The following is a 23,520-nucleotide window of genomic DNA, read 5'->3' on the forward strand; positions in this document are numbered from 1 at the left end:
CTGTAGCGTGGGAGCGGGCTTGCCCCGCGATGCGATTTGAAGAGGGACTAGTATGCTCGACCTCACTGCGCAACTCTCTCCCTGGCTCAACGCCCCCGCCTGGTACGTCGCCTTCTCCGGCGGCCTGGACTCCACCGTCCTCCTGCACCAGCTCGCCGATTACACCCGCAACCATTCAACGCCGCCCCTGCGCGCCATCCATGTCCATCACGGCCTGCAAGCCGCCGCCGATGCCTGGCCCGATCACTGCCGAGCGGTGTGTGCCGCCCTGGGTGTCGAACTCGATGTGGTCCCTGTCCAGGTCACCCCTGGCGCCAGCCTCGAACAGTCGGCCCGCAACGCCCGCTACGACGCCTTCGAAAAACGGCTGGGCGTAGGCGAAGTGCTGTTCACCGGCCAACACCGTGACGATCAGGCCGAAACCTTGCTGTTCCGTCTGCTGCGCGGCGCCGGCTTGCGTGGTCTGTCGGCCATGCCCGAGGCGCGCTCGTTGGGGCAGGGCAGGCTCGTGCGCCCGCTGCTGAAGGTTTCGCGTGAGCGCTTGCACGCTTATGCCCAGAGCAGGGGGCTGGTGTGGGTTGACGATCCCTCCAATACCGACACCACCTTCGCCCGCAATTTCCTGCGCGCGGAGGTCTTCCCGCTGCTGCGCGGTCGCTGGCCCCAGGCTGAGGGCAACCTGGCGCGCAGCGCCGAGCACCTGGGCGAGGCCCTCGGCCTGCTTGACGAGCTGGCCGCCACTGACCTGGCTCCGGCGTGCGACAATGCGCCGCTGCCCTGGCTCGGTCTTGCCTCCCTCGACCTCGCCGTACTCCAGGCGCTGTCACCGGCGCGCCAGCGCAATGCCCTGCAATGCTGGCTCGGTCGCCGCACCCGCCTGCCGGACAGCCGCCACTGGGCCGGTTGGGATGACCTGCGTGGCGCGGCAGGCGATGCCTGCCCGATCTGGCGCCTGACCGACGGTCAGTTGCAGCGCAGCCACGGGCGCATCTGGTGGCTGGACGGGCAATGGCTCCAGGCTCCGACGGGTGAATGGGCGTGGCCGAACCCGTCCACGCCCCTGGCGCTGCCGGGCAACGGCCAGGTGTGGCTGGAAGGCTGCATGGACAACACAGGCCTGCGCATCGCCTACCGTCAAGGCGGCGAAATGCTGGAGGTCAGTGGCCGTGGCCGGCGTGACCTCAAGCGTCTTTTCAACGAGCTGCAGGTCCCGCACTTCGTGCGCTCGCGCCTGCCACTGCTGTACCGGGGCGAGCAATTGCTGGCGGTGGCCAATCTGCCCGGACTCGCTCAGGCCGAATGTCAACTGCACTGGCAACCGCCGACGAACGTGCAAGGTTTGAGCTGAAGGGTACATTCCGGTAGACTACCCTCCCTTCTTGATACAACTTCTGTGGGTTCCGCGAAAACACAGCAGTTGCCGATTACCAAGCAGTTTTTTGCTGGGCTGATTTCTTAAAATGACGAGCGAGCTCCATGCCGGGGACACCCCTGGTCTGTACAGACGCGGCAGTTTTTCGAGATGCACTGTGATTGACGCAGGTGATCGGGGGCTTCGGCCTTCCTTCGCTTTCTCCGGCGGCGCTGGCCGCCTTAACGCAGACTTCTAGGGTTTTTCATGACGCGCTACATATTCGTCACGGGCGGTGTTGTTTCTTCATTGGGGAAAGGCATTGCCTCGGCTTCCCTGGCGGCCATCCTGGAAGCGCGGGGGCTTAAAGTCACCATGCTCAAGCTGGACCCGTACATCAACGTCGACCCGGGCACCATGAGCCCGTTCCAGCACGGTGAAGTGTTCGTCACCCACGACGGCGCCGAGACCGACCTCGACCTGGGCCACTACGAGCGGTTCATCCGCACCACGATGACCCAGAACAACAACTTCACCACCGGCCGCATCTACGAGCACGTGCTGCGCAAGGAGCGCCGTGGTGATTATCTGGGCGCGACCATCCAGGTCATCCCGCACATCACCGACGAAATCAAGCGCCGCATCATCAAGGGCGCCGGCGATGCCGACGTCGCGCTGGTCGAGATCGGCGGCACCGTGGGCGACATCGAGTCGCAGCCGTTCCTCGAGGCCATCCGCCAGTTGCGCGTCGAAGTGGGCTCCAAGCGCGCCATGTTGATGCACCTGACCCTGGTCCCGTACATCGCCACCGCCGGCGAGACCAAGACCAAGCCGACCCAGCACTCGGTCAAGGAACTGCGCTCCATCGGTCTGCAGCCTGACGTGCTGATCTGCCGCTCCGACCACCCGGTCGACGCCTCGTCGCGCCGCAAGATCGCGCTGTTCACCAACGTCGAAGAGCGTGCGGTGATTTCGCTGGAAGACGTCGACACCATCTACAAGATCCCAGGCGTGCTGCATGCCCAGGGCCTGGACGACTTCGTCGTCGAGCGCTTCGGCCTGCAGTGCAATAGCGCCGACCTGTCCGAGTGGGACAAGGTCGTCGACGCCAAGCTCAACCCTGAGCAGGAAGTGACCATCGCCATGGTCGGCAAGTACATGGAGCTGCTGGACGCGTACAAGTCGCTGATCGAAGCGATGAGCCACGCCGGCATCACCAACCGCACCAAGGTCAACCTGCGCTACATCGACTCCGAAGATATCGAGAACCAGGGCACCAGCCTGCTCGAAGGCGCCGATGCCATCCTGGTCCCGGGCGGTTTCGGCCTGCGCGGCGTTGAAGGCAAGATCACCGCGGTGCAGTACGCCCGTGAGAACAAGGTCCCGTACCTGGGCATCTGCCTCGGCATGCAGGTTGCCGTGATCGAATTCGCCCGTAACGTGATGGGCTGGAAAGACGCCAACTCCACCGAGTTCGACCGCAACAGCGGCCACCCGGTCGTTGGTCTGATCACCGAGTGGGCCGATGCCACCGGCGCGGTCGAGACCCGTACCGAAGCGTCCGACCTGGGCGGCACCATGCGCCTGGGCGCTCAGGACTGCCAACTGGCTGCCGGCTCCAAGGTGCACGACTGCTACGGCAAGGACATCATCACCGAGCGTCACCGCCACCGCTACGAAGTCAACAACAACCTGCTGCCGCAGCTGGTCGAAGCTGGCCTGCAGGTGTCCGGTCGCTCCGAAGACGGCGCGCTGGTTGAAGTGGTCGAGTCCAAGGACCACCCATGGTTCGTCGCCTGCCAGTTCCACCCGGAGTTCACCTCGACGCCACGTGACGGTCATCCGCTGTTCAGCGGTTTCGTCAAGGCTGCCCTGGCACAGAAGAACAAGGCCTGATCCATGACTCAGAAGATCATTCGCGTCGGTAACATCGAGATCGCCAACGACAAGCCGTTCGTCCTTTTCGGCGGCATGAACGTCCTGGAGTCCCGTGACCTGGCCCTGAAGGTCTGCGAGGAGTACGTGCGGGTAACCGAGAAGCTCGGTATCCCGTACGTGTTCAAGGCCAGCTTCGACAAGGCCAACCGTTCGTCGGTCAACTCGTACCGCGGCCCGGGCATGGAAGAGGGCCTGAAGATCTTCGAGGAGATCAAGCAGACCTTCAACGTGCCGGTGATCACCGACGTGCACGAACCCTACCAGTGCGAACCGGTGGCCAAGGTGTGCGACATCATCCAGCTGCCGGCCTTCCTGTCGCGCCAGACCGACCTGGTCGTGGCGATGGCCAAGACCGGCGCGGTGATCAACATCAAGAAGGCGCAGTTCCTGGCGCCCCACGAGATGAAGCACATCCTCGCCAAGTGCGTCGAGGCTGGCAACGACCAACTGATCCTCTGCGAGCGCGGCTCGAGCTTCGGCTACAACAACCTCGTCGTGGACATGCTCGGCTTCGGCATCATGAAGGAGTTCGAGTACCCGGTGTTCTTCGACGTGACCCACTCGTTGCAGACCCCGGGCGGTCGCGCCGACTCCGCCGGTGGCCGCCGCGCCCAGGTTACCGACCTGGCCAAGGCTGGCATGAGCCAGGGCCTGGCCGGCCTGTTCCTCGAGGCACATCCGGACCCGGACAACGCCAAGTGCGATGGCCCGTGCGCCCTGCGCCTGGACAAGCTTGAGCCGTTCCTGGCACAGCTCAAGCAGCTGGACGACCTGGTGAAAAGTTTTCCGACGGTAGAAACCGCGTAAAGCTCATTTCTCGGGTAAAGTACCGCCCGTTCCACCCCTGACCTTTCGGTCAGGGGCTCCCTTCGCCAGGCCTGCCCGTGCCATGTCGCCTGGTGAACGGCAAGAATTCCCAAAAGCTGCGTTGTTTTCGTCAATTCTGGAGTGCTTACAACAATGGCAAAGATCGTCGACATCAAAGGTCGTGAAGTTCTCGATTCGCGTGGCAACCCCACCGTGGAAGCCGATGTACTGCTCGACAACGGCATCATCGGCAGCGCCTGCGCGCCGTCGGGTGCTTCCACTGGCTCGCGCGAAGCGCTGGAGCTGCGTGATGGCGACAAGAGCCGTTACCTGGGCAAGGGCGTGCTGAAGGCCGTCGCCAACATCAACGGCCCGATCCGCGACCTGCTGCTGGGCAAGGACCCATCGGACCAGAAAGCCCTGGACCGCGCGATGATCGAGCTGGACGGCACCGAGAACAAGGCCAAGCTGGGCGCCAACGCCATCCTCGCCGTGTCCCTGGCTGCCGCCAAGGCCGCCGCCCAGGACCAGGACCTGCCGCTGTACGCGCACATCGCCAACCTCAACGGCACCCCGGGCCAGTACTCCATGCCGGTGCCGATGATGAACATCATCAACGGCGGCGAGCACGCCGACAACAACGTCGATATCCAGGAGTTCATGGTCCAGCCGGTTGGCGCCAAGACCTTCTCCGACGGCCTGCGCATGGGCACCGAGATCTTCCACCACCTCAAGGCTGTACTGAAGGCCCGTGGCCTGAACACCGCCGTCGGTGACGAAGGTGGCTTCGCGCCGAACCTGGCTTCCAACGAAGACGCCCTGGCCGCCATCGCCGAAGCGGTCGAGAAAGCCGGCTACAAGCTGGGCACCGACGTGACCCTGGCCCTGGACTGCGCCGCTTCCGAGTTCTATGAAGACGGCAAGTACAACCTGTCCGGCGAAGGCAAGTCGTTCGACGCCGAAGGTTTCGCCGAGTACCTGAAGGGCCTGACCGAGCGTTTCCCGATCATCTCGATCGAAGACGGCCTGGACGAGTCCGACTGGGCTGGCTGGAAGATCCTCACCGACAAGATCGGCGAGAAAGTCCAGCTGGTTGGCGACGACCTGTTCGTGACCAACACCAAGATCCTGAAGGAAGGTATCGAGAAGGGCATCGGCAACTCGATCCTGATCAAGTTCAACCAGATCGGCTCGCTGACCGAAACCCTCGAAGCCATCCAGATGGCCAAGGCCGCTGGCTACACCGCGGTGATTTCGCACCGTTCCGGTGAAACCGAGGACTCGACCATCGCCGACCTGGCCGTGGGTACTGCCGCTGGCCAGATCAAGACCGGCTCGCTGTGCCGCTCCGACCGCGTCAGCAAGTACAACCAACTGCTGCGCATCGAAGAGCAACTGGGCGCCAAAGCCGTGTATCGCGGTCGTGCCGAGTTTCGCGGCTGAGCAAGAGATGGTAAAAAGGCAGCAGCCGGGGCCCGCTGAACGTTCGTAATGAACGTTTGGCTGTCTCCACGGGTTTCTGTCGACGAAGCCTGGCCTCGGCCAGGCTTCGTGCTATCGGAAGCTCGCTGCGGCGGCCTTTTTTACCCTGGATATCTTCATGCGCAGTCCCTATTGGTTGTTCCTCGTCCTGCTCCTGCTGCTCGGCGGCCTGCAATATCGCCTTTGGGTAGGTAATGGCAGCCTCGCGCAAGTGACCGAACTCAAGCAGCAGATCGCCGACCAGCATGCGGAAAACGAGCGCCTGCTGGAGCGCAATCGTGTGCTCGATGCCGAGGTCCTGGAGTTGAAGAAAGGTATGGAGACCGTGGAAGAACGGGCTCGTCATGAACTGGGGATGGTCAAGGAGGGCGAAACCCTCTACCAGCTGCCACAGAAATGACAAACGAACTGCCGGCCTTCTGGGCCGTGATTCCCGCCGCGGGCATTGGCGCCCGCATGGCTGCCGACCGGCCCAAGCAGTATCTGCAACTGGGCGGGCAGACCATTCTCGAGCATAGCCTCGACTGTTTCCTCGACCATCCCATGCTCAAGGGCGTGGTGGTCAGCATTGCCGAACACGACCCTTACTGGCCCGGCCTGCGCTGTGCCAGCGATCCGCGTATCCAGCGTGCCCCGGGTGGTGACGAGCGCGCTGACTCGGTGCTCAATGCGCTTTTGCTGCTGCACGCCCAGGGCGCGTCGGATGACGACTGGGTGCTGGTGCACGACGCCGCGCGGCCGAATCTGGCGCGTGGCGATCTGGACAAGTTGCTGTCAGCCCTGGCTGAAGATACCGTCGGTGGATTGCTCGCCGTACCCGCTCGGGACACGCTCAAGCGTGCCGACGGCGAGGGCAGGGTGGCGGCGACGGTCGATCGCAGCACCGTCTGGCAAGCCTACACCCCGCAGATGTTCCGTCTCGGCATGTTGCACCGGGCGCTGGCCGAGTGCCTGGTGTCCGATGTAGCAGTCACCGATGAGTCGTCCGCCATCGAGTGGGCCGGGTATGCGCCGCGCCTGGTCGAAGGGCGCAGCGACAATATCAAGGTGACCCGGCCAGAGGACTTGGAGTGGTTGCGCCAGCGCTGGGCTGGGCGTCGCTGAGCGATGGTCTGACGCCGTATCTGTAGGAGCGGCTTCAGCCGCGATCACTCGCGCAGCGGGTGCCTGACCGCGTTGCCCGCATCGCGGCTAAGGCCGCTCCTGCAAAGGCGTGGTGCGATACTCCGGCAACTGCGCCAACCCTTCCTTGAGATAGTCCACCAACCGCCGCACCTTCGGCGACAGATGCCGTTGTTGCGGATACAACGCCCATACCGCTGTATTCGGCGGTTGGTGCCCCTCCAGCAACGACACCAGCGCCCCGCTATGCAGATGCTCCAGCACGTAGTAGTCCGGCAACTGGCACAGGCCCATCCCTTGCAGCGCCGCATCCAGCACCGCCTGGCCGCTGTTGCAGCGCCAGTTGCCCTGCACCCGCTGGCTGATCTCGCGCCCCTCCTGCTGCAGCGCCCACAGGTCGGAGCTGCCGACCAGGCAATTGTGCCGCGCCAACTCCGACACGCTGTGCGGCCGCCCATAGCGTGCCAGGTAGGCCGGTGATGCGCACAGGTACATGCGTCGCGGCGCCAGGCGCGTGGCCACCAGCCGGGAATCCTGCAGGCGGCCCAGGCGGATCGCCAGGTCCATGCCCTCATGCAGCAGGTCGAGGGTGCGGTTGCTCAACTCCACCTCCACCCGCAACTGCGGGTACAGCGCCATGAAGCGCGTCACCAGCGGCACGATGAAGCGCTCGCCATAGGCTACCGCGCAGGTCAGGCGCAGCAGGCCCTTGGGTTCGCTGGCCAGGTCGCCCATGGCGCGCAACGCTTCCTCGCGGCCATCCTGCAGGCGCTGGCAGTGCTGGAGAAAGGTCTGCCCGGCTTCGCTGAGGGTCACCCGCCGCGTGCTGCGGTACAGCAGGCGGGTCTGCAAGCGTTCCTCCAGGCGGGCGATCTGCCGACTGATGTGCGACGAAGACACTCCGAGGCGTTCGGCGGCGGCGGTGAACTGGCCCATTTCTGCCACGGCGACGAATTCGTCGATGCCTTCCCAGCGGCTGCTCAATGGATTATCCCTGTATGGCAATAATGTTTTGTGAGTGGCCGGATTATTCATCAAAAGGCTGTGAATTACACTGCTTGCCTGCAATCGACACTCTTGTCTGGAGACCTTTGATGATCAAGTCCCGCGCTGCTGTAGCCTTCGAGGCCAAGAAACCCCTGGAAATCGTCGAAGTGGACGTGGCCATGCCCAAGGCCGGCGAAGTGCTGCTGCGCGTCGTCGCCTCGGGTGTCTGCCATACCGACGCCTATACCCTGTCTGGCGCCGACCCGGAAGGCATCTTCCCGTCGATTCTCGGCCATGAGGGCGGGGCGATCGTCGAGGCGGTTGGCGAGGGCGTGACCTCGGTGGCGGTCGGCGACCACGTGATCCCGCTGTACACCCCGGAATGCGGCAAGTGCAAATTCTGCCTGTCGGGCAAGACCAACCTGTGCCAAGCCATCCGCGCCACCCAGGGCAAGGGCCTGATGCCCGACGGCACCACCCGCTTCAGCTACAAGGGCCAGCAGCTGTTCCACTACATGGGCACCTCGACCTTCTCCGAGTACACCGTGCTGCCGGAAATCTCCGTGGCCAAGATCCAGAAAGAGGCCCCGCTGGAGAAGGTCTGCCTGCTCGGCTGCGGCGTGACCACCGGTATCGGCGCGGTGCTCAACACCGCCAAGGTCAAGCCGGGTGACACTGTGGCCATCTTCGGCCTCGGCGGAATCGGTCTGTCGGCAGTGATCGGCGCGGTCAAGGCCAAGGCTTCGCGCATCATCGCCATCGACATCAACCCGGCCAAGTTCGAGATCGCCCGGCAGCTGGGCGCCACCGACTGCATCAACCCGAAAGACTACGACCGCCCGATCCAGGAAGTGATCGTCGATCTCACCGACGGCGGCGTGGACTTTTCCTTCGAGTGCATCGGCAATGTGCAACTGATGCGCGCGGCACTGGAATGCTGCCACAAGGGCTGGGGCGAGTCGGTGATCATCGGCGTGGCCGGTGCCGGCCAGGAAATCGCCACCCGTCCGTTCCAGCTGGTCACCGGTCGCGTCTGGCGCGGTTCGGCCTTCGGCGGCGTGCGTGGCCGCAGTGAGCTGCCGAGCTACGTGGAAATGTCCGAGAAAGGCGAGATCCCGCTGGACACCTTCATTACCCATACCATGGGCCTGGAGGACATCAACAAAGCTTTCGACCTGATGCACGAAGGCAAGAGCATCCGCAGCGTAATCCACTTCTGAGGCCCTCGCCATGACGCTGGAAAACATCTCTTGCCAGAAAAGCTTTGGCGGCTGGCACAAGCGTTACCGGCACAGCTCCAAGGTGCTTGCCTGCGACATGGTGTTCGCGGTGTACCTGCCGCCCCAAGCCGAGCAGGGCGAAAAGCTGCCGGTGCTGTACTGGCTCAGCGGCCTGACCTGCACCGACGAGAACTTCATGCAGAAGGCCGGCGCCCAGCGCCTGGCTGCGGAGCTTGGGCTGATCATCGTCGCCCCGGACACCAGCCCGCGTGGCGAGCAGGTGCCGGGTGATCCGGACGGTGCCTGGGACTTCGGCCTCGGCGCGGGGTTCTACCTCAATGCCACCCAGCAGCCCTGGGCGCGCAACTACCAGATGCACGACTACGTGGTGCACGAGTTGCCGGAGTTGATCGAGGAGCATTTCCCGGCGTCAAGCCAGCGCAGTATCAGTGGCCACTCAATGGGCGGGCATGGCGCGCTGGTCTGCGCCTTGCGCAACCCGGGGCGCTACCGCTCGGTGTCGGCGTTCTCACCGATTAGCAATCCAATGGATTGCCCTTGGGGTGAGAAGGCCTTCAGCCGCTACCTGGGCGAAGACCGGGCGCAGTGGCGCGAGTGGGATGCCAGTGTGCTGCTGGCCGAGGCGGATGAATGCCCGCCGCTGCTGGTGGACCAGGGGGATCGCGATGACTTCCTTGAAAAGCAGCTCAAGCCAGAGGCGCTGGAGCAGGCGGCCCGTAAGGGCGGCCATGGGCTGACCCTGCGCCTGCAGCCAGGCTACGACCATAGCTACTACTTCATCGCCAGCTTCATCGATGAACACCTGCGCCATCATGCGGTGGCACTGGGCAGGGTCTGAGCCGCAGGGCCGTGAAGCAGCCCCAATACCGTAAAAGCAGGTAGAATCACGCCCTGACTCAATCAGGGCGTTCTTCTATGCGTATTGGCCACGGCTACGATGTCCATCGTTTCTGCGACGGTGATTTCATTACCTTGGGCGGGGTGCGTATCCCCCACAAGTTCGGCCTGCTGGCCCACTCCGACGGCGACGTGCTGCTGCACGCCCTGAGCGATGCCTTGCTGGGTGCCGCGGCGCTGGGCGACATCGGCAAGCATTTCCCCGACACCGACCCGCAGTTCAAGGGCGCCGACAGCCGGGTGCTGCTGCGCCACGTGGTCGCTGTCGTGCGTGACAAGGGTTGGAAGGTCGGCAATGTCGACGCCACCATCGTCGCCCAGGCACCCAAGATGGCCCCGCACATCGAGACCATGCGCCAGCACATCGCCGCAGACCTGCAGGTCGAGCTCGACCAGGTCAACGTCAAGGCCACCACTGAAGAAAAGCTGGGCTTCACCGGCCGCGAGGAGGGCATCGCCGTGCATGCGGTCGCCCTGCTGCTGCCAGCATGACCGAACTGGAACTGCTAGGCCCTCGGGCCTCGGGCGATGTCTTGGGCACCGCGGTGCTCAAGGCGGTGGCTGAAGACTTCCAGGTCGATGAAGTCCTCGATATCCCGCTGTCCGGCCAGGGCGAGCACCTGTGGCTGTGGGTCGAGAAGCGTGACCTCAACACCGAGGAGGCGGCTCGCCGCCTGGCCCGCGCCGCCGGCGTGCCGGTGCGGGCCATCAGCTATGCCGGCCTCAAGGACCGCCAGGCCCTGACCCGCCAGTGGTTCAGCCTGCACCTGCCGGGCAAGGCCGACCCCGACCTGTCCCGTGCCGAGGACGACACCCTGCGCGTGCTCAAGCAGGTGCGCCACCAGCGCAAGCTGCAGCGTGGCGCGCATTCGGCCAATGGCTTCACCTTGCGCCTGACCGCGCTGGAGGCCGACCACCAGGCTCTTGATGCCCGCCTGGAGCAACTCAAGCAGCAGGGCGTGCCCAACTACTTCGGCAGCCAGCGCTTCGGCCATGCCGGTGGCAATGTGCACGACGCACAGGGCTGGGCCGCTCGCCAGGCGCTGCCCGAGCAGCGCAACCTGCGTTCGCGGCTGCTGTCGGCTGGGCGCAGCTACCTGTTCAACCAGGTGCTGGCCGCCCGTGTCGCCGACGGCAGCTGGCAGCGCGCCCAGGTCGGCGACCTGCTGGCCTTCACCGACAAGCGCAGCTTCTTCGTGGCCGGCGAGACCGAGTGCAACGACCCGCGCCTGGCCATTCTCGACCTGCACCCGACGGGCCCGCTGTGGGGCGCCGGTGCGGCACCGAGCCAGGGCGCGACCCTCGACCTCGAGTCCACGCTCGCCGGACGTCATCCGGCGCTGTGCGATTGGCTGGCGCGAGCGGGCATGGATCACGAACGGCGCATCCTGCGGCTCCCTATTGGGCGGCTGACGTGGCATTATCCCGAGCCTGATATCCTGCAACTGGAATTCGTCCTTCCGGCCGGATGCTTCGCCACCGTGGTGGTGCGCGAACTCGTCGATCTGGTGCCGGCAGGGCAGACGGACAGCCCATGCGTATTCTGATTTCGAATGACGACGGTGTTACCGCACCCGGCCTCGCCGCGCTGCATGAAGCGTTGGTGGACTATGCCGAGTGCGTGGTGATTGCCCCGGATCAAGACAAAAGCGGTGCTGGCAGCTCGCTGACACTGGACCGGCCGCTGCATCCGCAGACGCTGGCCAACGGCTTCATCAGCCTCAACGGCACGCCGACCGACTGCGTGCACCTGGGGCTCAACGGCCTGTTGCCGGAAACCCCGGACATGGTGGTGTCCGGCATCAACCTGGGCGCCAACCTGGGGGATGACGTGCTCTATTCGGGCACGGTGGCTGCGGCGTTGGAGGGGCGCTTCCTCGGCGGCACCTCGCTGGCCTTCTCGCTGCTGTCGCGCCTGCCCGACAACTTGCCGACCGCCGCCTACATCGCCCGGCGCCTGGTCGAGGCGCAGTCGCGCCTGGAGTTGCCGCCGCGCACGGTGCTCAACGTCAATATCCCCAACCTGCCGCTGGAGCATATACGTGGCATCCAGCTCACCCGCCTGGGGCACCGCGCGCGTGCCGCGGCACCGACCAAGGTGGTCAACCCGCGGGGCAAGGAAGGCTACTGGATCGCCGTGGCCGGCGATGCCGAAGATGGCGGCCCGGGCACCGACTTCCATGCCGTGATGCAGGGTTACGTGTCGATCACCCCGCTGCAACTGGACCGCACCTTCAACGATGCCTTCGAGCGCCTCGACGGTTGGCTGGAGGGCCTGCTCTGATGCGCGAACAGGACGATCTGCAGCGCCGCGGCATCGGCATGACCTCCCAGCGTACCCGGGAGCGGCTGATCCAGCGGCTCTATGAAGAAGGCGTGTCGAACGCCAAGGTACTCGAGGCCATTCGTCGCACCCCGCGCCACCTGTTCGTCGATGAAGCCCTGGCCCATCGCGCCTATGAAGACACGGCGCTGCCGATCGGCCACAACCAGACGATCTCCCAGCCGTTCATGGTCGCGCATATGAGCGAGCTGTTGCTGGAGGCAGGCCCCCTGGACAAGGTGCTGGAGATCGGCACCGGCTCGGGCTACCAGACCGCGATCCTGGCCCAACTGGTCGAGCGGGTGTTCTCGGTGGAGCGCATCAAGGTGCTGCAGGACCGGGCCAAGGAGCGCCTGGTCGAGCTCAACCTGCGCAACGTGGTGTTCCGTTGGGGCGACGGCTGCGAAGGTTGGCCGGCGTTGGCGCCTTACAACGGCATCATCGTCACCGCAGTCGCGCCTGAAGTGCCGCAGGCACTGCTCGATCAGCTGGCGCCGGGCGGACGCATGGTGATCCCGGTCGGGCCGGCGGGGGAGACCCAGCAACTGATGCTGATCGTGCGCGAAGAGCATGGCTTCTCGCGGCGGGTACTCGGCGCCGTGCGCTTCGTGCCGCTGCTCAATGGCCCACTGGCCTGAGCGGCGTAACGGAATATTTGCGGCGACGACGAATTCTTGCGCCTGGGCCCTGTCTATCTGGCGTGGCGCTTTTCGTACTGGATCAGGCCAACAGCGAGTCACCCCAAGCAGGGTGGCTCGGTTATAATTGAAACAATATTGCATTTTTGTATCGTCATTTTTTGACAGCATGAGGGGAGCGCGGGTGGGTCACACAGGCATGCGGCAGCGCAAGGATCGGTCGGTTTTGAAGCTTCTGGTGATCGCGCTGGCCATGGGGACCCTGCTGGCTGGCTGTTCCAGCACCAGCTCGAACGGCGCCCGCGTGGTCGACCGCAACAACGCCGCGCCCAAGCGCCCGACCGTCACCTCGGGGCAGTACATCGTCAAACCCGGCGACACGCTGTTCTCCATTGCCTTCCGCTACGGTTGGGACTACAAGGAGCTGGCGGCACGCAACAATATTCCCGCCCCCTACACCATCCGCCCGGGCCAGCCGATCCGTTTCAGCAGCGGCGCGGGGGGCAGCACGACGGTCGTCGGCAGCGCTTCTTCATCGAGCCGGACCACCGTGATCCGCCGGCCGGTTGCCACTACGGCGCCGGCAACCAGCAATGGCAAAAGTGCCACAACTGCCCCTTCCACCACCTCGCAAACGGTTGCCCAGGTGCCCGCCGCAGAGCGCGCGGTCGGCGGTTGGACGTGGCCGGCGAATGGCGTGCTGATTGGAAAATTCGCTTCAAACGGTAGTTTGAATAAAGGCATTGATATCGCCGGTGATTTGGGACAGCCTGTTTTTGCTGCGTCTGATGGAGCGGTGGTCTACGCCGGCAGTGGCTTGAGGGGCTATGGCGAGCTCATCATCATCAAACACAGCGATACCTACGTCAGTGCCTACGGTCACAACCGCAGGCTTTTGGTTCGGGAGGGGCAGCAGGTCAAGGCAGGGCAGACGATCGCAGAAATGGGGTCCACGGGCACTGATCGGGTGAAGCTGCATTTCGAGATTCGCCGCCAGGGCAAACCCGTCGATCCTCTCCAGTTCCTGCCACGCCGTTGATCATTGTCCCGGCCTGTTCCTTGGATGTAGAGGGGACAGGCTCCAGCGCTGCCATGGAAGGGTGACGCTCGAGTCTGAGTTCGAACTCAGCAAAGGACTATAACAATGGCTCTCAGTAAAGAAGTGCCGGAGTTTGACATCGACGATGACCTGCTTCTGATGGAGACGGGCATCGTTTTGGAAACGGATGTGGTGTCAGACGAACCTGCTGTACCTTCGGTTCGGACCAAGTCGAAACAGGGCGCATCGCTCAAGCAGCACAAGTACATCGACTACAGTCGGGCACTTGATGCGACCCAACTGTATCTCAACGAAATCGGCTTCTCGCCTCTGCTTTCGCCAGAGGAAGAAGTGCATTTCGCGCGCCTGTCGCAAAAAGGCGACCCTGCCGGGCGCAAGCGCATGATCGAAAGCAACCTGCGCCTGGTGGTCAAGATTGCCCGCCGTTACGTCAATCGTGGCCTGTCGCTGCTCGACCTGATCGAGGAAGGCAACCTGGGCCTGATCCGTGCGGTGGAGAAGTTCGATCCTGAACGCGGTTTCCGCTTCTCGACCTACGCGACCTGGTGGATCCGCCAGACCATCGAGCGGGCGATCATGAACCAGACCCGCACCATCCGCCTGCCCATTCACGTGGTCAAGGAACTCAACGTCTACCTGCGCGCCGCCCGCGAGCTTACGCAAAAGCTCGACCACGAGCCGTCGCCTGAGGAGATCGCCAGCCTGCTGGAGAAGCCAGTGGCCGAGGTCAAGCGCATGCTCGGCCTGAACGAGCGGGTGTCCTCGGTGGATGTTTCGCTGGGGCCCGACTCTGACAAGACGCTGCTCGACACCCTCACCGATGACCGTCCCACCGACCCATGCGAACTGCTGCAGGATGATGACCTGTCGCAGAGCATCGACCAGTGGCTGGGCGAGTTGACCGACAAGCAGCGTGAGGTGGTGGTTCGGCGTTTTGGCCTGCGTGGGCATGAAAGCAGTACCCTGGAGGATGTCGGGCTGGAGATCGGCCTGACCCGTGAGCGGGTGCGGCAGATCCAGGTCGAAGGCCTGAAGCGCCTGCGCGAGATCCTCGAGAAGAATGGCCTGTCCAGCGAGTCGCTGTTCCAGTAGTCAGTGACGTGCGCCAGGCAGACGCCCCGACGTGTTCGGGGCGTTTGCGTAAGTGGCTTGGCGAACGCTTTGATCGATCCGAACGAAAACCCCGCCATCAAGGCGGGGTTCTCGTTTAGCCAGCAACGGTTTACTGGATCTGGCTGACCGAGCGTGGTGCAACCGGCTGGTTGTCGTTGGAGATGGTCACTTCCACACGACGGTTCTGCGCACGGCCGGAGTTGCTGCCGTTGTCCGCTACCGGATACTCCTTGCCATAGCCCTGGGCGACGATGCGCGCAGGGTCCACGCCGGCACGCACTAGGGCCATGCGCACTGCGGCGGCGCGACGTTCGGAGAGGGTCTGGTTGTAGTTGGCCGAACCGACGCTGTCGGTGTAGCCCTCGACGATCACCTTGCGCTCAGGGTTTTCCTGGAGGAACTGCGCCAGCTTGGTGACGTTCGGGTAGGCGCTGCTCTTGAGCTCGGCCTTGTTGAAGTCGAACAGCACATCGCCGAAGGTCACCAGGGTGCCGCGGTCGGTCTGCTTGGCGTTGAGGCTGTCCTGCAGTTTCCTGATCTGCGCATCGCGAGCGTCGAGCTTGGCCTGGGCGCGTTGTGCCGCGGCATTTTTCAGCTCGCCTTCGGCGGTGCGCAGGGCGATGGTCTGCTTGGCTACTTCGACGCGTTGATTGGTGAGGTAGGCGAGCTGGTCGACCTTCTTCTCATCCTCGCGATCCATGTAGGCCTTGTCGGCCTTGTTCAGCCAATCCTGGGCGTCCTTGGTCTCGAGCGCGGCCACCTTGCTCGACTGCGGATCGCTCTGCAGGGCGGAGAAATTGGTGCGGGCCGACTCGAGGTTGGCGTTCGGGTCGTGGGAGCAGGCGGCAAGGCCGACGCTCAGGGCCAGCAGGGCGGGAATCATGACGTAGTTGCGCATAGTGTTCATCCTTTGATCTTTAAACGAAGGCTATAGAGGCAGGGCAGGCTTACTCAGCGCTGCGCAGGCCTTCCTCACGTACGTCCTGGACGCCCTGGCGGGCATCCTGCACGGCCTTCTGGGCCTTGGCCGCCTGGGCTTTGCGCTCGGCAAGGCGGGCGTCCCATTCGGCCTGCTCGGCCAGCAGCTTGGCATCGTCATACTTCTTGTCGTGCATGGCGATTTCGGCCTTCTTGAACTTGTCCTGGGCAGCTTTCATTTCCACTGCTGCGAACTCGGTGCCACCGGCGCTGACTGCCGAGTTGACCGCCGATTGGGTCACGGCGTACTGCTCGGTAGGCGGCTTGCCCGCGCAGCCGGCCAGCACCAGGCTGCTGCCCAGGGCCAGCGCGGCCAGCTTGAGCCCGCGCAGATGAGTGGAGGAAGGTTGTGCGATGCGGGTCTTCATGGTGGTCAACTCCATTGGGTCACTCCTGTTAAACGACGATGCCACGCAGTGACAATCGCTGTTCCCCTGTTGCCAGCGTCGGGCGCAAAGGCCCGTGTTTACAGGGTTTTGCCGTGATGGCTATTGGCTGTGACCGAAGCGGTTTTTGAATAGTTCAGAAAAATTTGCACGCTAAAGGTATTTTTTTCTGACTAATCAGTCAGCGGATTTCGCCTGGAACTTCCGCTATAGATGACGGTATGCCGGGCAGCGCCCGGCACCCGGGAGGGCTCAGTGCGAGGGGTCTTTCTGTACCCGGCCAAGGGCCTGCAGGTGGCGCCGGGACAGGGCCAGAAAGCGCGGCGTAGGGCCGATGTCCTCGTACAACGGGTCGCCTTCCTCGTCGGTGGCGATCACCTGCTGGCCCTTGACGTAGGGGAAGCTGGCCTCGAGCTCTTCCAGTGCCGCCGCCACCAGCTCACCCAGGAGTTCCTCGGGGCTGCGCTTGGGGTACATGTCGATCAGCGCGGCCAGGCGCGCTTCTGCTTCCATGTCCAGGTGCAGGACATGACCGGTGGGGCTCAGGCGGCCGGCGGCGTTCTGTTCCCAGTGCTGGGCGAGTTGGCGAATTTTCATGATGACCTCTGTCAAAGCCTGGAGTGGCATTGCTTCGGATGACCTGTGTTTACTTTAGTTGCTTTGGCGGCTCGCGGCTTGCCAGGGGCGGGCGCGAGTGGGCACTCTTGGGCGCATGCGGTTTCCTGGAGTGGAGAAGGCTGATGAGTGATATCGATCTGCGCTTGCGCGAGGATGTGCACCTTTTGGGAGAACTGCTTGGCGAGACCATCCGCCAGCAGCATGGCGAGGCGTTCCTGCAGAAGATCGAGGACATCCGCCACAGCGCCAAGGCCGACCGGCGCGAGGCGGGCGAGCAACTGAGCTCGACCCTGGGCGACCTGGCCGAGGAGGACCTGCTGCCGGTGGCGCGGGCGTTCAACCAGTTCCTCAACCTGGCCAACATCGCCGAGCAGTACCAGCTGATCCGCCGCCGTGACGCCGGCCAGCCCGAACCGTTCGAGGCCCGCGTGCTCCCCGAATTGCTGGCGCGCCTGAAGGCGGCTGGCCACGGCAACGATGAGCTGGCCCGGCAACTGGGCAAGTTGCACATCGAGCTGGTGCTTACCGCGCACCCCACCGAGGTGGCCCGGCGTACCTTGATCCAGAAGTACGACGCCATTGCCGCGCAGCTGGCCGCGCAGGACCACCGCGACCTCATCCCCGCCGAGCGCCAGCAGGTGCGTGAGCGCCTGCGCCGGTTGATCGCCGAGTCCTGGCACACCGAGGAAATCCGCAGGACCCGGCCGACGCCGGTGGACGAGGCCAAGTGGGGCTTCGCGGTGATCGAGCATTCATTGTGGCAGGCGGTGCCCAACCACCTGCGCAAGGTCGACACGGCACTGTTCGAGGCGACCGGGATGCACCTGCCACTGGAGGCGGCGCCGGTTCGCTTTGCTTCCTGGATGGGGGGTGATCGTGACGGCAACCCCAATGTCACGGCGACGGTAACCCGCGAAGTGCTGCTGCTGGCGCGCTGGATGGCCGCCGACCTGTTCCTGCGTGATATCGACTACCTGGCCGCCGAGTTGTCCATGCAGCAGGCCAGCGCCGCACTCAAGGAAAAGGTCGGGGACAGCGCCGAACCTTACCGGGCGCTGCTCAAGCAGTTGCGCGACCGCCTGCGTGCCACCCGCGCCTGGGCCCACGCCTCGTTGGCCGCGACGCAGCCGGCCAGCGCGGCGGTGCTGGTGGACAATCGCGACCTTATCGCGCCGTTGGAGCTGTGCTACCAGTCGCTGCATGAGTGCGGCATGGGCGTGATTGCCGACGGCCCGTTGCTCGACTGCCTGCGCCGGGCGGTGACGTTTGGTCTGTTCCTGGTGCGCCTGGATGTGCGTCAGGACGCTGCCCGCCATCGCGATGCGCTGTCGGAAATCACCGACTACCTCGGGCTCGGCCGCTATGCCGAGTGGGACGAAGAGCGACGCATCACCTTCCTCCAGACCGAGCTGAAGAATCGCCGCCCGTTGCTGCCGGCGCACTTCCAGCCCCAGGCCGATACCGCCGAAGTACTCGCCACCTGCCGCGAAATCGCCGCGGCCCCGGCGGCGTCGCTGGGTTCGTACGTGATATCCATGGCCGGCGCGGCGTCCGACGTGCTGGCGGTGCAGCTGTTGCTCAAGGAGGCCGGGTTGACCCGGTCGATGCGCGTGGTACCCCTGTTCGAGACCCTGGCCGACCTGGACAACGCAGGCCCGGTCATGGAGCGCCTGCTCGGGCTGCCGGGCTATCGCGCCGGGCTGCAGGGCCCGCAAGAGGTGATGATCGGCTATTCCGACTCGGCCAAGGATGCCGGCACCACGGCGGCGGCCTGGGCCCAGTACCGTGCTCAGGAAAACCTGGTGCGCATCTGCCGTGAACACCAGGTCGAGCTGCTGCTGTTCCATGGCCGCGGTGGCACGGTGGGACGTGGCGGTGGCCCTGCTCACGCGGCGATCCTGTCGCAGCCGCCGGGCTCGGTGGGCGGGCGTTTTCGCACCACCGAACAGGGCGAGATGATCCGTTTCAAGTTCGGTCTGCCGGGCATCGCCGAGCAGAACCTCAATCTTTATCTGGCCGCGGTGCTGGAGGCGACCCTGTTGCCACCGCCGCCGCCTGAGCCGGCCTGGCGCGCACTGATGGACCAACTGGCCGCCGACGGCGTCAAGGCCTACCGCGCCGTGGTGCGCGAGAATCCGGACTTCGTCGAGTACTTCCGCCAGTCCACCCCCGAGCAGGAGCTTGGCCGGCTGCCGCTGGGCAGCCGCCCGGCCAAGCGCCGCGCCGGCGGCATCGAAAGCCTGAGGGCGATCCCTTGGATCTTCGGCTGGACCCAGACACGGCTGATGCTGCCGGCCTGGCTCGGCTGGGAGACCGCGCTGAACAATGCCCTGGCACGCGGGCAGGGGACGCTGCTGGCGCAGATGCGCGAACAATGGCCGTTCTTCCGTACCCGCATCGACATGCTGGAGATGGTCCTGGCCAAGGCCGATGCGCAGATCGCCGAGGCCTACGACGAACGTCTGGTGCAACCCGAACTGCTGCCGTTGGGCGCGCACCTGCGCGACCTATTGTCGCAGTCGTGCCAAGTGGTACTGGGTCTGACCGGGCAGTCGGTGCTACTGGCGCACAGCCCGGAAACCCTGGAATACATCCGCCTGCGCAACACCTACCTGGACCCGTTGCACCGCCTGCAAGCCGAGTTGCTGGCACGCTCGCGCAGCCGTGAAGCCGCTCTGGACAGCCCGTTGGAACAGGCCTTGCTGGTGACGGTGGCCGGGATCGCGGCCGGGTTGCGCAACACCGGCTGAGTTAGGCCGAGGGTAGGCGCGATGAGTGGCAGGGCTGGCCGTGGCCGCTCCTTCCATGGCTGGTTGCGCCCGGCGCAACCTGTCCCCCGGCAAGCTGCAAGTGGCGCATTCCTGCCACTTTGGGACGCTTGTCGGGGGGGCGGGCGCTGTGTATCTTGAGCAGCCTTTTGACCGATTTTGCGGTCTCGACCGATTTTTCCGGAGTTGGCCTTGTGCGCCGAATCCGTTGATTTGCATAAAAAATATGAGGAGCACAAGATGCGCGTAATTCTGCTGGGAGCTCCCGGGGCCGGTAAAGGTACTCAGGCAAAGTTCATCACCGAGAAGTTCGGTATTCCCCAGATCTCCACCGGTGACATGCTGCGTGCCGCCGTCAAGGCCGGTACCCCACTGGGCCTGGAGCTGAAAAAGGTCATGGATGCCGGCCAGCTGGTCTCCGACGAGCTGATCATCAGTCTGGTCAAGGAGCGCATCGCGCAGGCTGACTGCGCCAACGGCTGCCTGTTCGACGGCTTCCCGCGCACCATCCCGCAGGCTGAAGCCATGGTCGCTGCCGGCGTCGACATCGACGCCGTGGTCGAAATCGCCGTGGACGACGAAGAAATCGTCGGCCGCATGGCTGGCCGCCGCGTGCACCTGGCATCCGGCCGCACCTACCACATCCAGTACAACCCACCGAAGGTGGAAGGCAAGGACGACGTCACCGGCGAAGACCTGATCCAGCGCGATGACGACAAGGAAGAAACCGTGCGTCACCGCCTGTCGGTCTACCACAGCCAGACCAAGCCGCTGGTGGACTTCTACCAGAAGCTGTCGGCCGCCAACGCCGGCAAGCCGAAGTACAGCCACATCGAAGGCGTCGGTTCGGTCGAATCGATCACCGCCAAGGTACTGGCAGCCCTGAGCTGATCCGTCACCGTGCGTCACGACGGCCCGCTTGCGGGCCGTTGTCGTTTATACTGCCGCTCTTTTCCCCTGTCGCCTGGATACCTCGCTCGATGACCACCCTGCTGGCCCTGGATACCGCTACCGAAGCCTGTTCCGTCGCCCTGTTGCATGACGGCAAGGTGACCAGCCATTACGAGGTCATCCCGCGCATGCACGCGCAGAAACTGCTGCCGATGATCAAGCAGTTGCTGGCCGAATCGGGCGTGGCGCTGAGCGCGCTGGATGCCATCGCCTTTGGCCGTGGCCCGGGCGCTTTCACTGGCGTGCGTATCGCCATCGGCGTGGTCCAGGGCCTGGCTTTCGCCCTCGAACGCCCGGTACTGCCAACGTCCAACCTGGCGGCCCTGGCGCAGGGCGCCTTGCGTGAGCGTGGCGTGCAGCAGGTGGCCGCGGCCATCGACGCGCGCATGGACGAGGTGTACTGGGGTTGTTACCGCGCCGAACAGGGCGAGATGCGCCTGATCGGCCAGGAGGCGGTACTGCCGCCAGAGCGCGTGGCCCTGCCGCAAGGCCCGGGCGAGGCATGGTTCGGTGCCGGTACCGGCTGGGGCTACGCCGAGCGCCTGGCCGTGCAGGTTTCTGCCAGCGATGCGGCCGCGTTGCCTAGCGCCCTGGATATCCTCACTCTGGCCGGCTTTGCCTGGGCACGGGGCGAGGCGGTGGTCGCCGAACAGGCGCAACCGGTCTACCTGCGCGATAATGTGGCTACGCCCAAGGCGCGTTGAAGGCATTTCGTCGGCTATCGCCGTTCACGATAAAACCTTTTGCGCGAACTGTGGTCCAGTTATCAGTTCGGGCATTAGCGAAGGATTCCTGATGCTGCTAAATTGCCATCATTGATCCTGAGTGCCTTTTTCATGCGTATCGACGGCTTCTCCTCACAGAGCTACCCCATCAAGCGTGCGCCACGCAAGGCGCCAGCGCGTGACGAAGCCATCGACGAAGCCGATGCCGAGATCATCGAGGACATCGACGCGCAGATCAGCCGCGCCAGCCGTCGCGGCGAGAACCTGCCCGCCCGCCAGCAGGACCTGATCTTCCCCCGCGCCCGCAACCGCCGAACCTCCACCGCCCTGGCCAGCTACCTGACCACCGCCGGCTTCACCGACTGGGAGATGGAAGTGCTGGGGCTGGACCTGTACATTTGATGGATGACGCCATCACCCCTCCCTTATTTCCTCGGTTGCCCGTCCTGGGCTGAAAACGCCTGGCGCGAGTACCTCTATCCGGCCGACGCCCGTAGCGGCGAGTTCCTCGGGCTCTACAGCCAGGTATTCAACGCCGTTGAAGGCAATACCACCTTCTATGCCCGTCCCGCGCCGGCGACCGTCGAGCGTTGGGCGCAGATCATGCCGTCGGGGTTTCGCTTCACGGCCAAGTTTCCGGGCGATGTAAGCCATGCCGGCGACCTGCGCGAACAACTCGATGCGGCCGTCGATTTCACCCGGCTGATGGCGCCCCTGGGCGAGCGCGTTGCGCCGTACTGGCTGCAGTTGCCGGCAATGTTCGGCCCGTCGCGCCTGGGCGAGCTGGCGTATTTTCTTGATGAGATCGGCGTGCCCCTGGCGGTGGAGGTGCGCAACGATGCCTTCTTCGCCCGGGGCGAGGAGGAGCGTCAGCTCAATCGCCTGCTGCATGAACGTGGAGTCGAGCGTATCTGTCTGGATCCGCGTGCGTTGTTCAGTTGCACCTCGCGCGAGCCCGCGGTGCTCCATGCCCAGGCCAAGAAGCCCAAGGTGCCGCCGCGCCCAGCGGCCTTCAGCCAGTCTCCGCAGGTGCGTTTCATCGGTCACCCGCAGCTCGAGGCCAACGAGGCGTTCCTCACGCCGTGGATCGACAAGGTCGCTGCCTGGATCGAAGAGGGCCGCAGCCCCTACGTGTTCCTGCATACTTCCGACAATCGCCTGGCGGCGGCGCTGGCCCAGCGTTTTCACCAGCGGCTGATGGCGCGCCTGCCGGGCCTTGCAGCGCTGCCTGAATTGCCCCGCGCCCCTGAGGTCGAACAACTGGGGTTACTTTGATCTGATTGCCGGGAGGTTGAACCATGGATGTGCAAACCCTGCGAGCCGAAGCCTTCAAGGCGCTGCATGAGCAAGATGGCGCGTTCGTCATCCCCAACCCGTGGGATGCCGGCTCCGCCCGGCTGTTGGCCAGCCTGGGATATGAAGCGCTGGCCACGACCAGCGCGGGGCTGGCGTTCAGCCTGGGGCGGCCGGATGCCGAGGGCGCGCTGACGCTCGAGGAAACCCTGGGCAACGCCCAGGCGATCGTCGATGCCACGCCATTGCCGGTGGCGGCGGACCTGGAAAACGGCTTCGGCGATTTGCCCGAGGACTGCGCACAGACCCTTCTGCGCGCCGCCGAGGCGGGGCTGGTGGGTGGTTCGATCGAAGATGCCAGTGGCCGCGCCGAAGCGCCGATCTACGACTTCGACTTGTCCGTGGCGCGTGTACGCGCCGCCGTGCAGGCTGCCCGCAGCCTGCCGTTCCCCTTCACCCTTTGCGCGCGCGCCGAGAACCTGCTGCACGGGCGTCTCGACCTGGATGACACCATTCGCAGGCTGCAAGCCTATGCCGAGGCCGGCGCCGATGTGCTGTATGCCCCGGGGCTGCGCAGCGTCGATGAGATCCGTGCGGTGGTGCAGGCCGTGGCGCCAAGGCCGGTGAACGTGCTGATGGGCATGGCGGGCGTGCCCTTGAGCGTGAATCAGTTGCAAGACCTGGGCGTCAAGCGCATCAGTGTCGGCTCATCGCTGGCGCGTGCCGCCCTGGGCGCTCTGCAGCGGGCCGCGCTGGAGATCCGTGAGCAGGGCACTTTCAGTTATGGCGAGCAGGCGTTGCCATTCGCTCAGCTCAATGACTTGTTCCGTCGCTGAGGCCGC

General features: G+C 64.6%; 24 protein-coding genes. 20 read left to right on the plus strand and 4 right to left on the minus strand.

The genetic code is table 11. The features are described 5' to 3' along the window. Positions 1 to 52: 52 nt before the first annotated feature. The 6 genes from tilS to ispD all read left to right on the plus strand — a co-directional run bounded on the left by tilS (position 53) and on the right by ispD (position 6,682). Entirely contained in the window at positions 53 to 1,348 is a 1,296-nt protein-coding gene (tilS, locus tag DFS21_RS08770; protein WP_110701894.1) for a tRNA lysidine(34) synthetase TilS, read from the plus strand. Between the two features lie 270 nt (positions 1,349 to 1,618). Continuing rightward, positions 1,619 to 3,247 (plus strand): CTP synthase, encoded by a 1,629-nt coding sequence (locus tag DFS21_RS08775; RefSeq protein ID WP_046854404.1) that lies wholly within the window; start codon positions 1,619 to 1,621, stop codon positions 3,245 to 3,247. A 3-nt stretch (positions 3,248 to 3,250) separates the two neighbouring features. Next, on the plus strand, positions 3,251 to 4,096 hold the full coding sequence (gene kdsA, locus DFS21_RS08780; protein ID WP_110701896.1) for a 3-deoxy-8-phosphooctulonate synthase: 846 nt from the start codon (positions 3,251 to 3,253) through the stop codon (positions 4,094 to 4,096). A 153-nt stretch (positions 4,097 to 4,249) separates the two neighbouring features. Further along, positions 4,250 to 5,539, plus strand: a complete 1,290-nt coding sequence (eno, locus tag DFS21_RS08785) for a phosphopyruvate hydratase (protein ID WP_008099635.1) — start codon at positions 4,250 to 4,252, stop codon at positions 5,537 to 5,539. Between the two features lie 157 nt (positions 5,540 to 5,696). Beyond that, positions 5,697 to 5,978 carry a cell division protein FtsB gene (ftsB, locus tag DFS21_RS08790; protein ID WP_011535259.1) on the plus strand — a complete coding sequence of 94 codons (282 nt, stop codon included), beginning with the start codon at positions 5,697 to 5,699 and terminating at the stop codon, positions 5,976 to 5,978. Further along, entirely contained in the window at positions 5,975 to 6,682 is a 708-nt protein-coding gene (gene ispD, locus DFS21_RS08795) for a 2-C-methyl-D-erythritol 4-phosphate cytidylyltransferase (RefSeq protein ID WP_110701898.1), read from the plus strand. Before ftsB ends, ispD begins: the two co-directional genes overlap by 4 nt. Before the next feature lie 87 nt (positions 6,683 to 6,769). Here ispD and DFS21_RS08800 read toward each other — a convergent pair whose 3' ends face one another. Next, positions 6,770 to 7,684, minus strand: a complete 915-nt coding sequence (locus tag DFS21_RS08800; protein ID WP_102684061.1) for a LysR substrate-binding domain-containing protein — start codon at positions 7,682 to 7,684, stop codon at positions 6,770 to 6,772. 110 nt (positions 7,685 to 7,794) lie between these two features. On the opposite strand from DFS21_RS08800, the gene DFS21_RS08805 reads away from it, so the two are divergent. The 8 genes from DFS21_RS08805 to rpoS all read left to right on the plus strand — a co-directional run bounded on the left by DFS21_RS08805 (position 7,795) and on the right by rpoS (position 14,938). Then, positions 7,795 to 8,907 (plus strand): S-(hydroxymethyl)glutathione dehydrogenase/class III alcohol dehydrogenase, encoded by a 1,113-nt coding sequence (locus DFS21_RS08805; RefSeq protein WP_016712915.1) that lies wholly within the window; start codon positions 7,795 to 7,797, stop codon positions 8,905 to 8,907. A gap of 10 nt (positions 8,908 to 8,917) precedes the next feature. After that, positions 8,918 to 9,766 (plus strand): S-formylglutathione hydrolase, encoded by an 849-nt coding sequence (gene fghA / locus DFS21_RS08810; protein ID WP_110701900.1) that lies wholly within the window; start codon positions 8,918 to 8,920, stop codon positions 9,764 to 9,766. A gap of 77 nt (positions 9,767 to 9,843) precedes the next feature. Continuing rightward, a complete protein-coding gene (gene ispF, locus DFS21_RS08815) occupies positions 9,844 to 10,317 on the plus strand; it encodes a 2-C-methyl-D-erythritol 2,4-cyclodiphosphate synthase (protein ID WP_102684063.1) in 474 nt (157 codons plus the stop codon). Then, the gene (gene truD / locus DFS21_RS08820) at positions 10,314 to 11,372 is read left to right on the plus strand and encodes a tRNA pseudouridine(13) synthase TruD (RefSeq protein WP_111532148.1); all 1,059 of its coding nucleotides are present in this window, start codon (positions 10,314 to 10,316) and stop codon (positions 11,370 to 11,372) included. The genes ispF and truD overlap by 4 nt, the downstream gene beginning before the upstream one ends. Then, positions 11,360 to 12,109, plus strand: coding sequence for a 5'/3'-nucleotidase SurE (surE, locus tag DFS21_RS08825; RefSeq protein WP_046854410.1), 750 nt, complete (start codon positions 11,360 to 11,362; stop codon positions 12,107 to 12,109). Before truD ends, surE begins: the two co-directional genes overlap by 13 nt. Positions 12,110 to 12,147: 38 nt before the next feature. Next, positions 12,148 to 12,786: a protein-L-isoaspartate(D-aspartate) O-methyltransferase gene (locus tag DFS21_RS08830; protein ID WP_162175259.1), complete on the plus strand. Its 639-nt coding sequence runs from the start codon at positions 12,148 to 12,150 to the stop codon at positions 12,784 to 12,786. Between the two features lie 184 nt (positions 12,787 to 12,970). After that, a complete protein-coding gene (locus tag DFS21_RS08835) occupies positions 12,971 to 13,825 on the plus strand; it encodes a peptidoglycan DD-metalloendopeptidase family protein (RefSeq protein ID WP_102684066.1) in 855 nt (284 codons plus the stop codon). 105 nt (positions 13,826 to 13,930) lie between these two features. Beyond that, positions 13,931 to 14,938 carry an RNA polymerase sigma factor RpoS gene (rpoS, locus tag DFS21_RS08840; RefSeq protein WP_011535249.1) on the plus strand — a complete coding sequence of 336 codons (1,008 nt, stop codon included), beginning with the start codon at positions 13,931 to 13,933 and terminating at the stop codon, positions 14,936 to 14,938. Positions 14,939 to 15,068: 130 nt separating this feature from the next. On the opposite strand, the gene DFS21_RS08845 is transcribed toward rpoS, so the two are convergent. From DFS21_RS08845 to DFS21_RS08855, 3 genes are all read right to left on the minus strand, one after another. Continuing rightward, positions 15,069 to 15,857 carry an OmpA family protein gene (locus tag DFS21_RS08845; RefSeq protein ID WP_046854412.1) on the minus strand — a complete coding sequence of 263 codons (789 nt, stop codon included), beginning with the start codon at positions 15,855 to 15,857 and terminating at the stop codon, positions 15,069 to 15,071. Positions 15,858 to 15,906: 49 nt separating this feature from the next. Further along, complete coding sequence (locus tag DFS21_RS08850; protein ID WP_046854413.1) at positions 15,907 to 16,320, minus strand: DUF4398 domain-containing protein; 414 nt, start codon at positions 16,318 to 16,320, stop codon at positions 15,907 to 15,909. A gap of 255 nt (positions 16,321 to 16,575) precedes the next feature. Then, complete coding sequence (locus DFS21_RS08855; RefSeq protein WP_046854414.1) at positions 16,576 to 16,920, minus strand: hypothetical protein; 345 nt, start codon at positions 16,918 to 16,920, stop codon at positions 16,576 to 16,578. Positions 16,921 to 17,063: 143 nt separating this feature from the next. Between DFS21_RS08855 and ppc the strand changes: the two genes are divergently transcribed. From ppc to DFS21_RS08885, 6 genes are all read left to right on the plus strand, one after another. After that, positions 17,064 to 19,691, plus strand: a complete 2,628-nt coding sequence (ppc, locus tag DFS21_RS08860; protein WP_111532149.1) for a phosphoenolpyruvate carboxylase — start codon at positions 17,064 to 17,066, stop codon at positions 19,689 to 19,691. A gap of 258 nt (positions 19,692 to 19,949) precedes the next feature. Further along, entirely contained in the window at positions 19,950 to 20,600 is a 651-nt protein-coding gene (gene adk, locus DFS21_RS08865; protein WP_023632584.1) for an adenylate kinase, read from the plus strand. 89 nt (positions 20,601 to 20,689) lie between these two features. Then, a complete protein-coding gene (gene tsaB, locus DFS21_RS08870; RefSeq protein WP_102684073.1) occupies positions 20,690 to 21,364 on the plus strand; it encodes a tRNA (adenosine(37)-N6)-threonylcarbamoyltransferase complex dimerization subunit type 1 TsaB in 675 nt (224 codons plus the stop codon). A 132-nt stretch (positions 21,365 to 21,496) separates the two neighbouring features. Next, positions 21,497 to 21,787 carry a hypothetical protein gene (locus tag DFS21_RS08875; protein ID WP_038707592.1) on the plus strand — a complete coding sequence of 97 codons (291 nt, stop codon included), beginning with the start codon at positions 21,497 to 21,499 and terminating at the stop codon, positions 21,785 to 21,787. Between the two features lie 3 nt (positions 21,788 to 21,790). Continuing rightward, positions 21,791 to 22,660 carry a DUF72 domain-containing protein gene (locus DFS21_RS08880; protein WP_110701908.1) on the plus strand — a complete coding sequence of 290 codons (870 nt, stop codon included), beginning with the start codon at positions 21,791 to 21,793 and terminating at the stop codon, positions 22,658 to 22,660. Positions 22,661 to 22,683: 23 nt separating this feature from the next. Then, positions 22,684 to 23,514 (plus strand): oxaloacetate decarboxylase, encoded by an 831-nt coding sequence (locus tag DFS21_RS08885; protein WP_110701910.1) that lies wholly within the window; start codon positions 22,684 to 22,686, stop codon positions 23,512 to 23,514. Positions 23,515 to 23,520 lie beyond the last annotated feature (6 nt).

It is taken from the genome of Pseudomonas sp. 2848, assembly GCF_003253945.1.
Lineage (GTDB): Bacteria > Pseudomonadota > Gammaproteobacteria > Pseudomonadales > Pseudomonadaceae > Aquipseudomonas.

Coding starts and splice junctions, on each gene's coding strand:
- tilS (WP_110701894.1), top strand. CDS start 53: ATGCTCGACCTCACTGCGCAACTCTCTCCCTGGCTCAACGCCCCCGCC.
- DFS21_RS08775 (WP_046854404.1), top strand. CDS start 1,619: ATGACGCGCTACATATTCGTCACGGGCGGTGTTGTTTCTTCATTGGGG.
- kdsA (WP_110701896.1), top strand. CDS start 3,251: ATGACTCAGAAGATCATTCGCGTCGGTAACATCGAGATCGCCAACGAC.
- eno (WP_008099635.1), top strand. CDS start 4,250: ATGGCAAAGATCGTCGACATCAAAGGTCGTGAAGTTCTCGATTCGCGT.
- ftsB (WP_011535259.1), top strand. CDS start 5,697: ATGCGCAGTCCCTATTGGTTGTTCCTCGTCCTGCTCCTGCTGCTCGGC.
- ispD (WP_110701898.1), top strand. CDS start 5,975: ATGACAAACGAACTGCCGGCCTTCTGGGCCGTGATTCCCGCCGCGGGC.
- DFS21_RS08805 (WP_016712915.1), top strand. CDS start 7,795: ATGATCAAGTCCCGCGCTGCTGTAGCCTTCGAGGCCAAGAAACCCCTG.
- fghA (WP_110701900.1), top strand. CDS start 8,918: ATGACGCTGGAAAACATCTCTTGCCAGAAAAGCTTTGGCGGCTGGCAC.
- ispF (WP_102684063.1), top strand. CDS start 9,844: ATGCGTATTGGCCACGGCTACGATGTCCATCGTTTCTGCGACGGTGAT.
- truD (WP_111532148.1), top strand. CDS start 10,314: ATGACCGAACTGGAACTGCTAGGCCCTCGGGCCTCGGGCGATGTCTTG.
- surE (WP_046854410.1), top strand. CDS start 11,360: ATGCGTATTCTGATTTCGAATGACGACGGTGTTACCGCACCCGGCCTC.
- DFS21_RS08830 (WP_162175259.1), top strand. CDS start 12,148: ATGACCTCCCAGCGTACCCGGGAGCGGCTGATCCAGCGGCTCTATGAA.
- rpoS (WP_011535249.1), top strand. CDS start 13,931: ATGGCTCTCAGTAAAGAAGTGCCGGAGTTTGACATCGACGATGACCTG.
- DFS21_RS08845 (WP_046854412.1), bottom strand. CDS start 15,857: ATGCGCAACTACGTCATGATTCCCGCCCTGCTGGCCCTGAGCGTCGGC.
- DFS21_RS08850 (WP_046854413.1), bottom strand. CDS start 16,320: ATGGAGTTGACCACCATGAAGACCCGCATCGCACAACCTTCCTCCACT.
- DFS21_RS08855 (WP_046854414.1), bottom strand. CDS start 16,920: ATGAAAATTCGCCAACTCGCCCAGCACTGGGAACAGAACGCCGCCGGC.
- ppc (WP_111532149.1), top strand. CDS start 17,064: ATGAGTGATATCGATCTGCGCTTGCGCGAGGATGTGCACCTTTTGGGA.
- adk (WP_023632584.1), top strand. CDS start 19,950: ATGCGCGTAATTCTGCTGGGAGCTCCCGGGGCCGGTAAAGGTACTCAG.
- tsaB (WP_102684073.1), top strand. CDS start 20,690: ATGACCACCCTGCTGGCCCTGGATACCGCTACCGAAGCCTGTTCCGTC.
- DFS21_RS08875 (WP_038707592.1), top strand. CDS start 21,497: ATGCGTATCGACGGCTTCTCCTCACAGAGCTACCCCATCAAGCGTGCG.
- DFS21_RS08880 (WP_110701908.1), top strand. CDS start 21,791: ATGACGCCATCACCCCTCCCTTATTTCCTCGGTTGCCCGTCCTGGGCT.
- DFS21_RS08885 (WP_110701910.1), top strand. CDS start 22,684: ATGGATGTGCAAACCCTGCGAGCCGAAGCCTTCAAGGCGCTGCATGAG.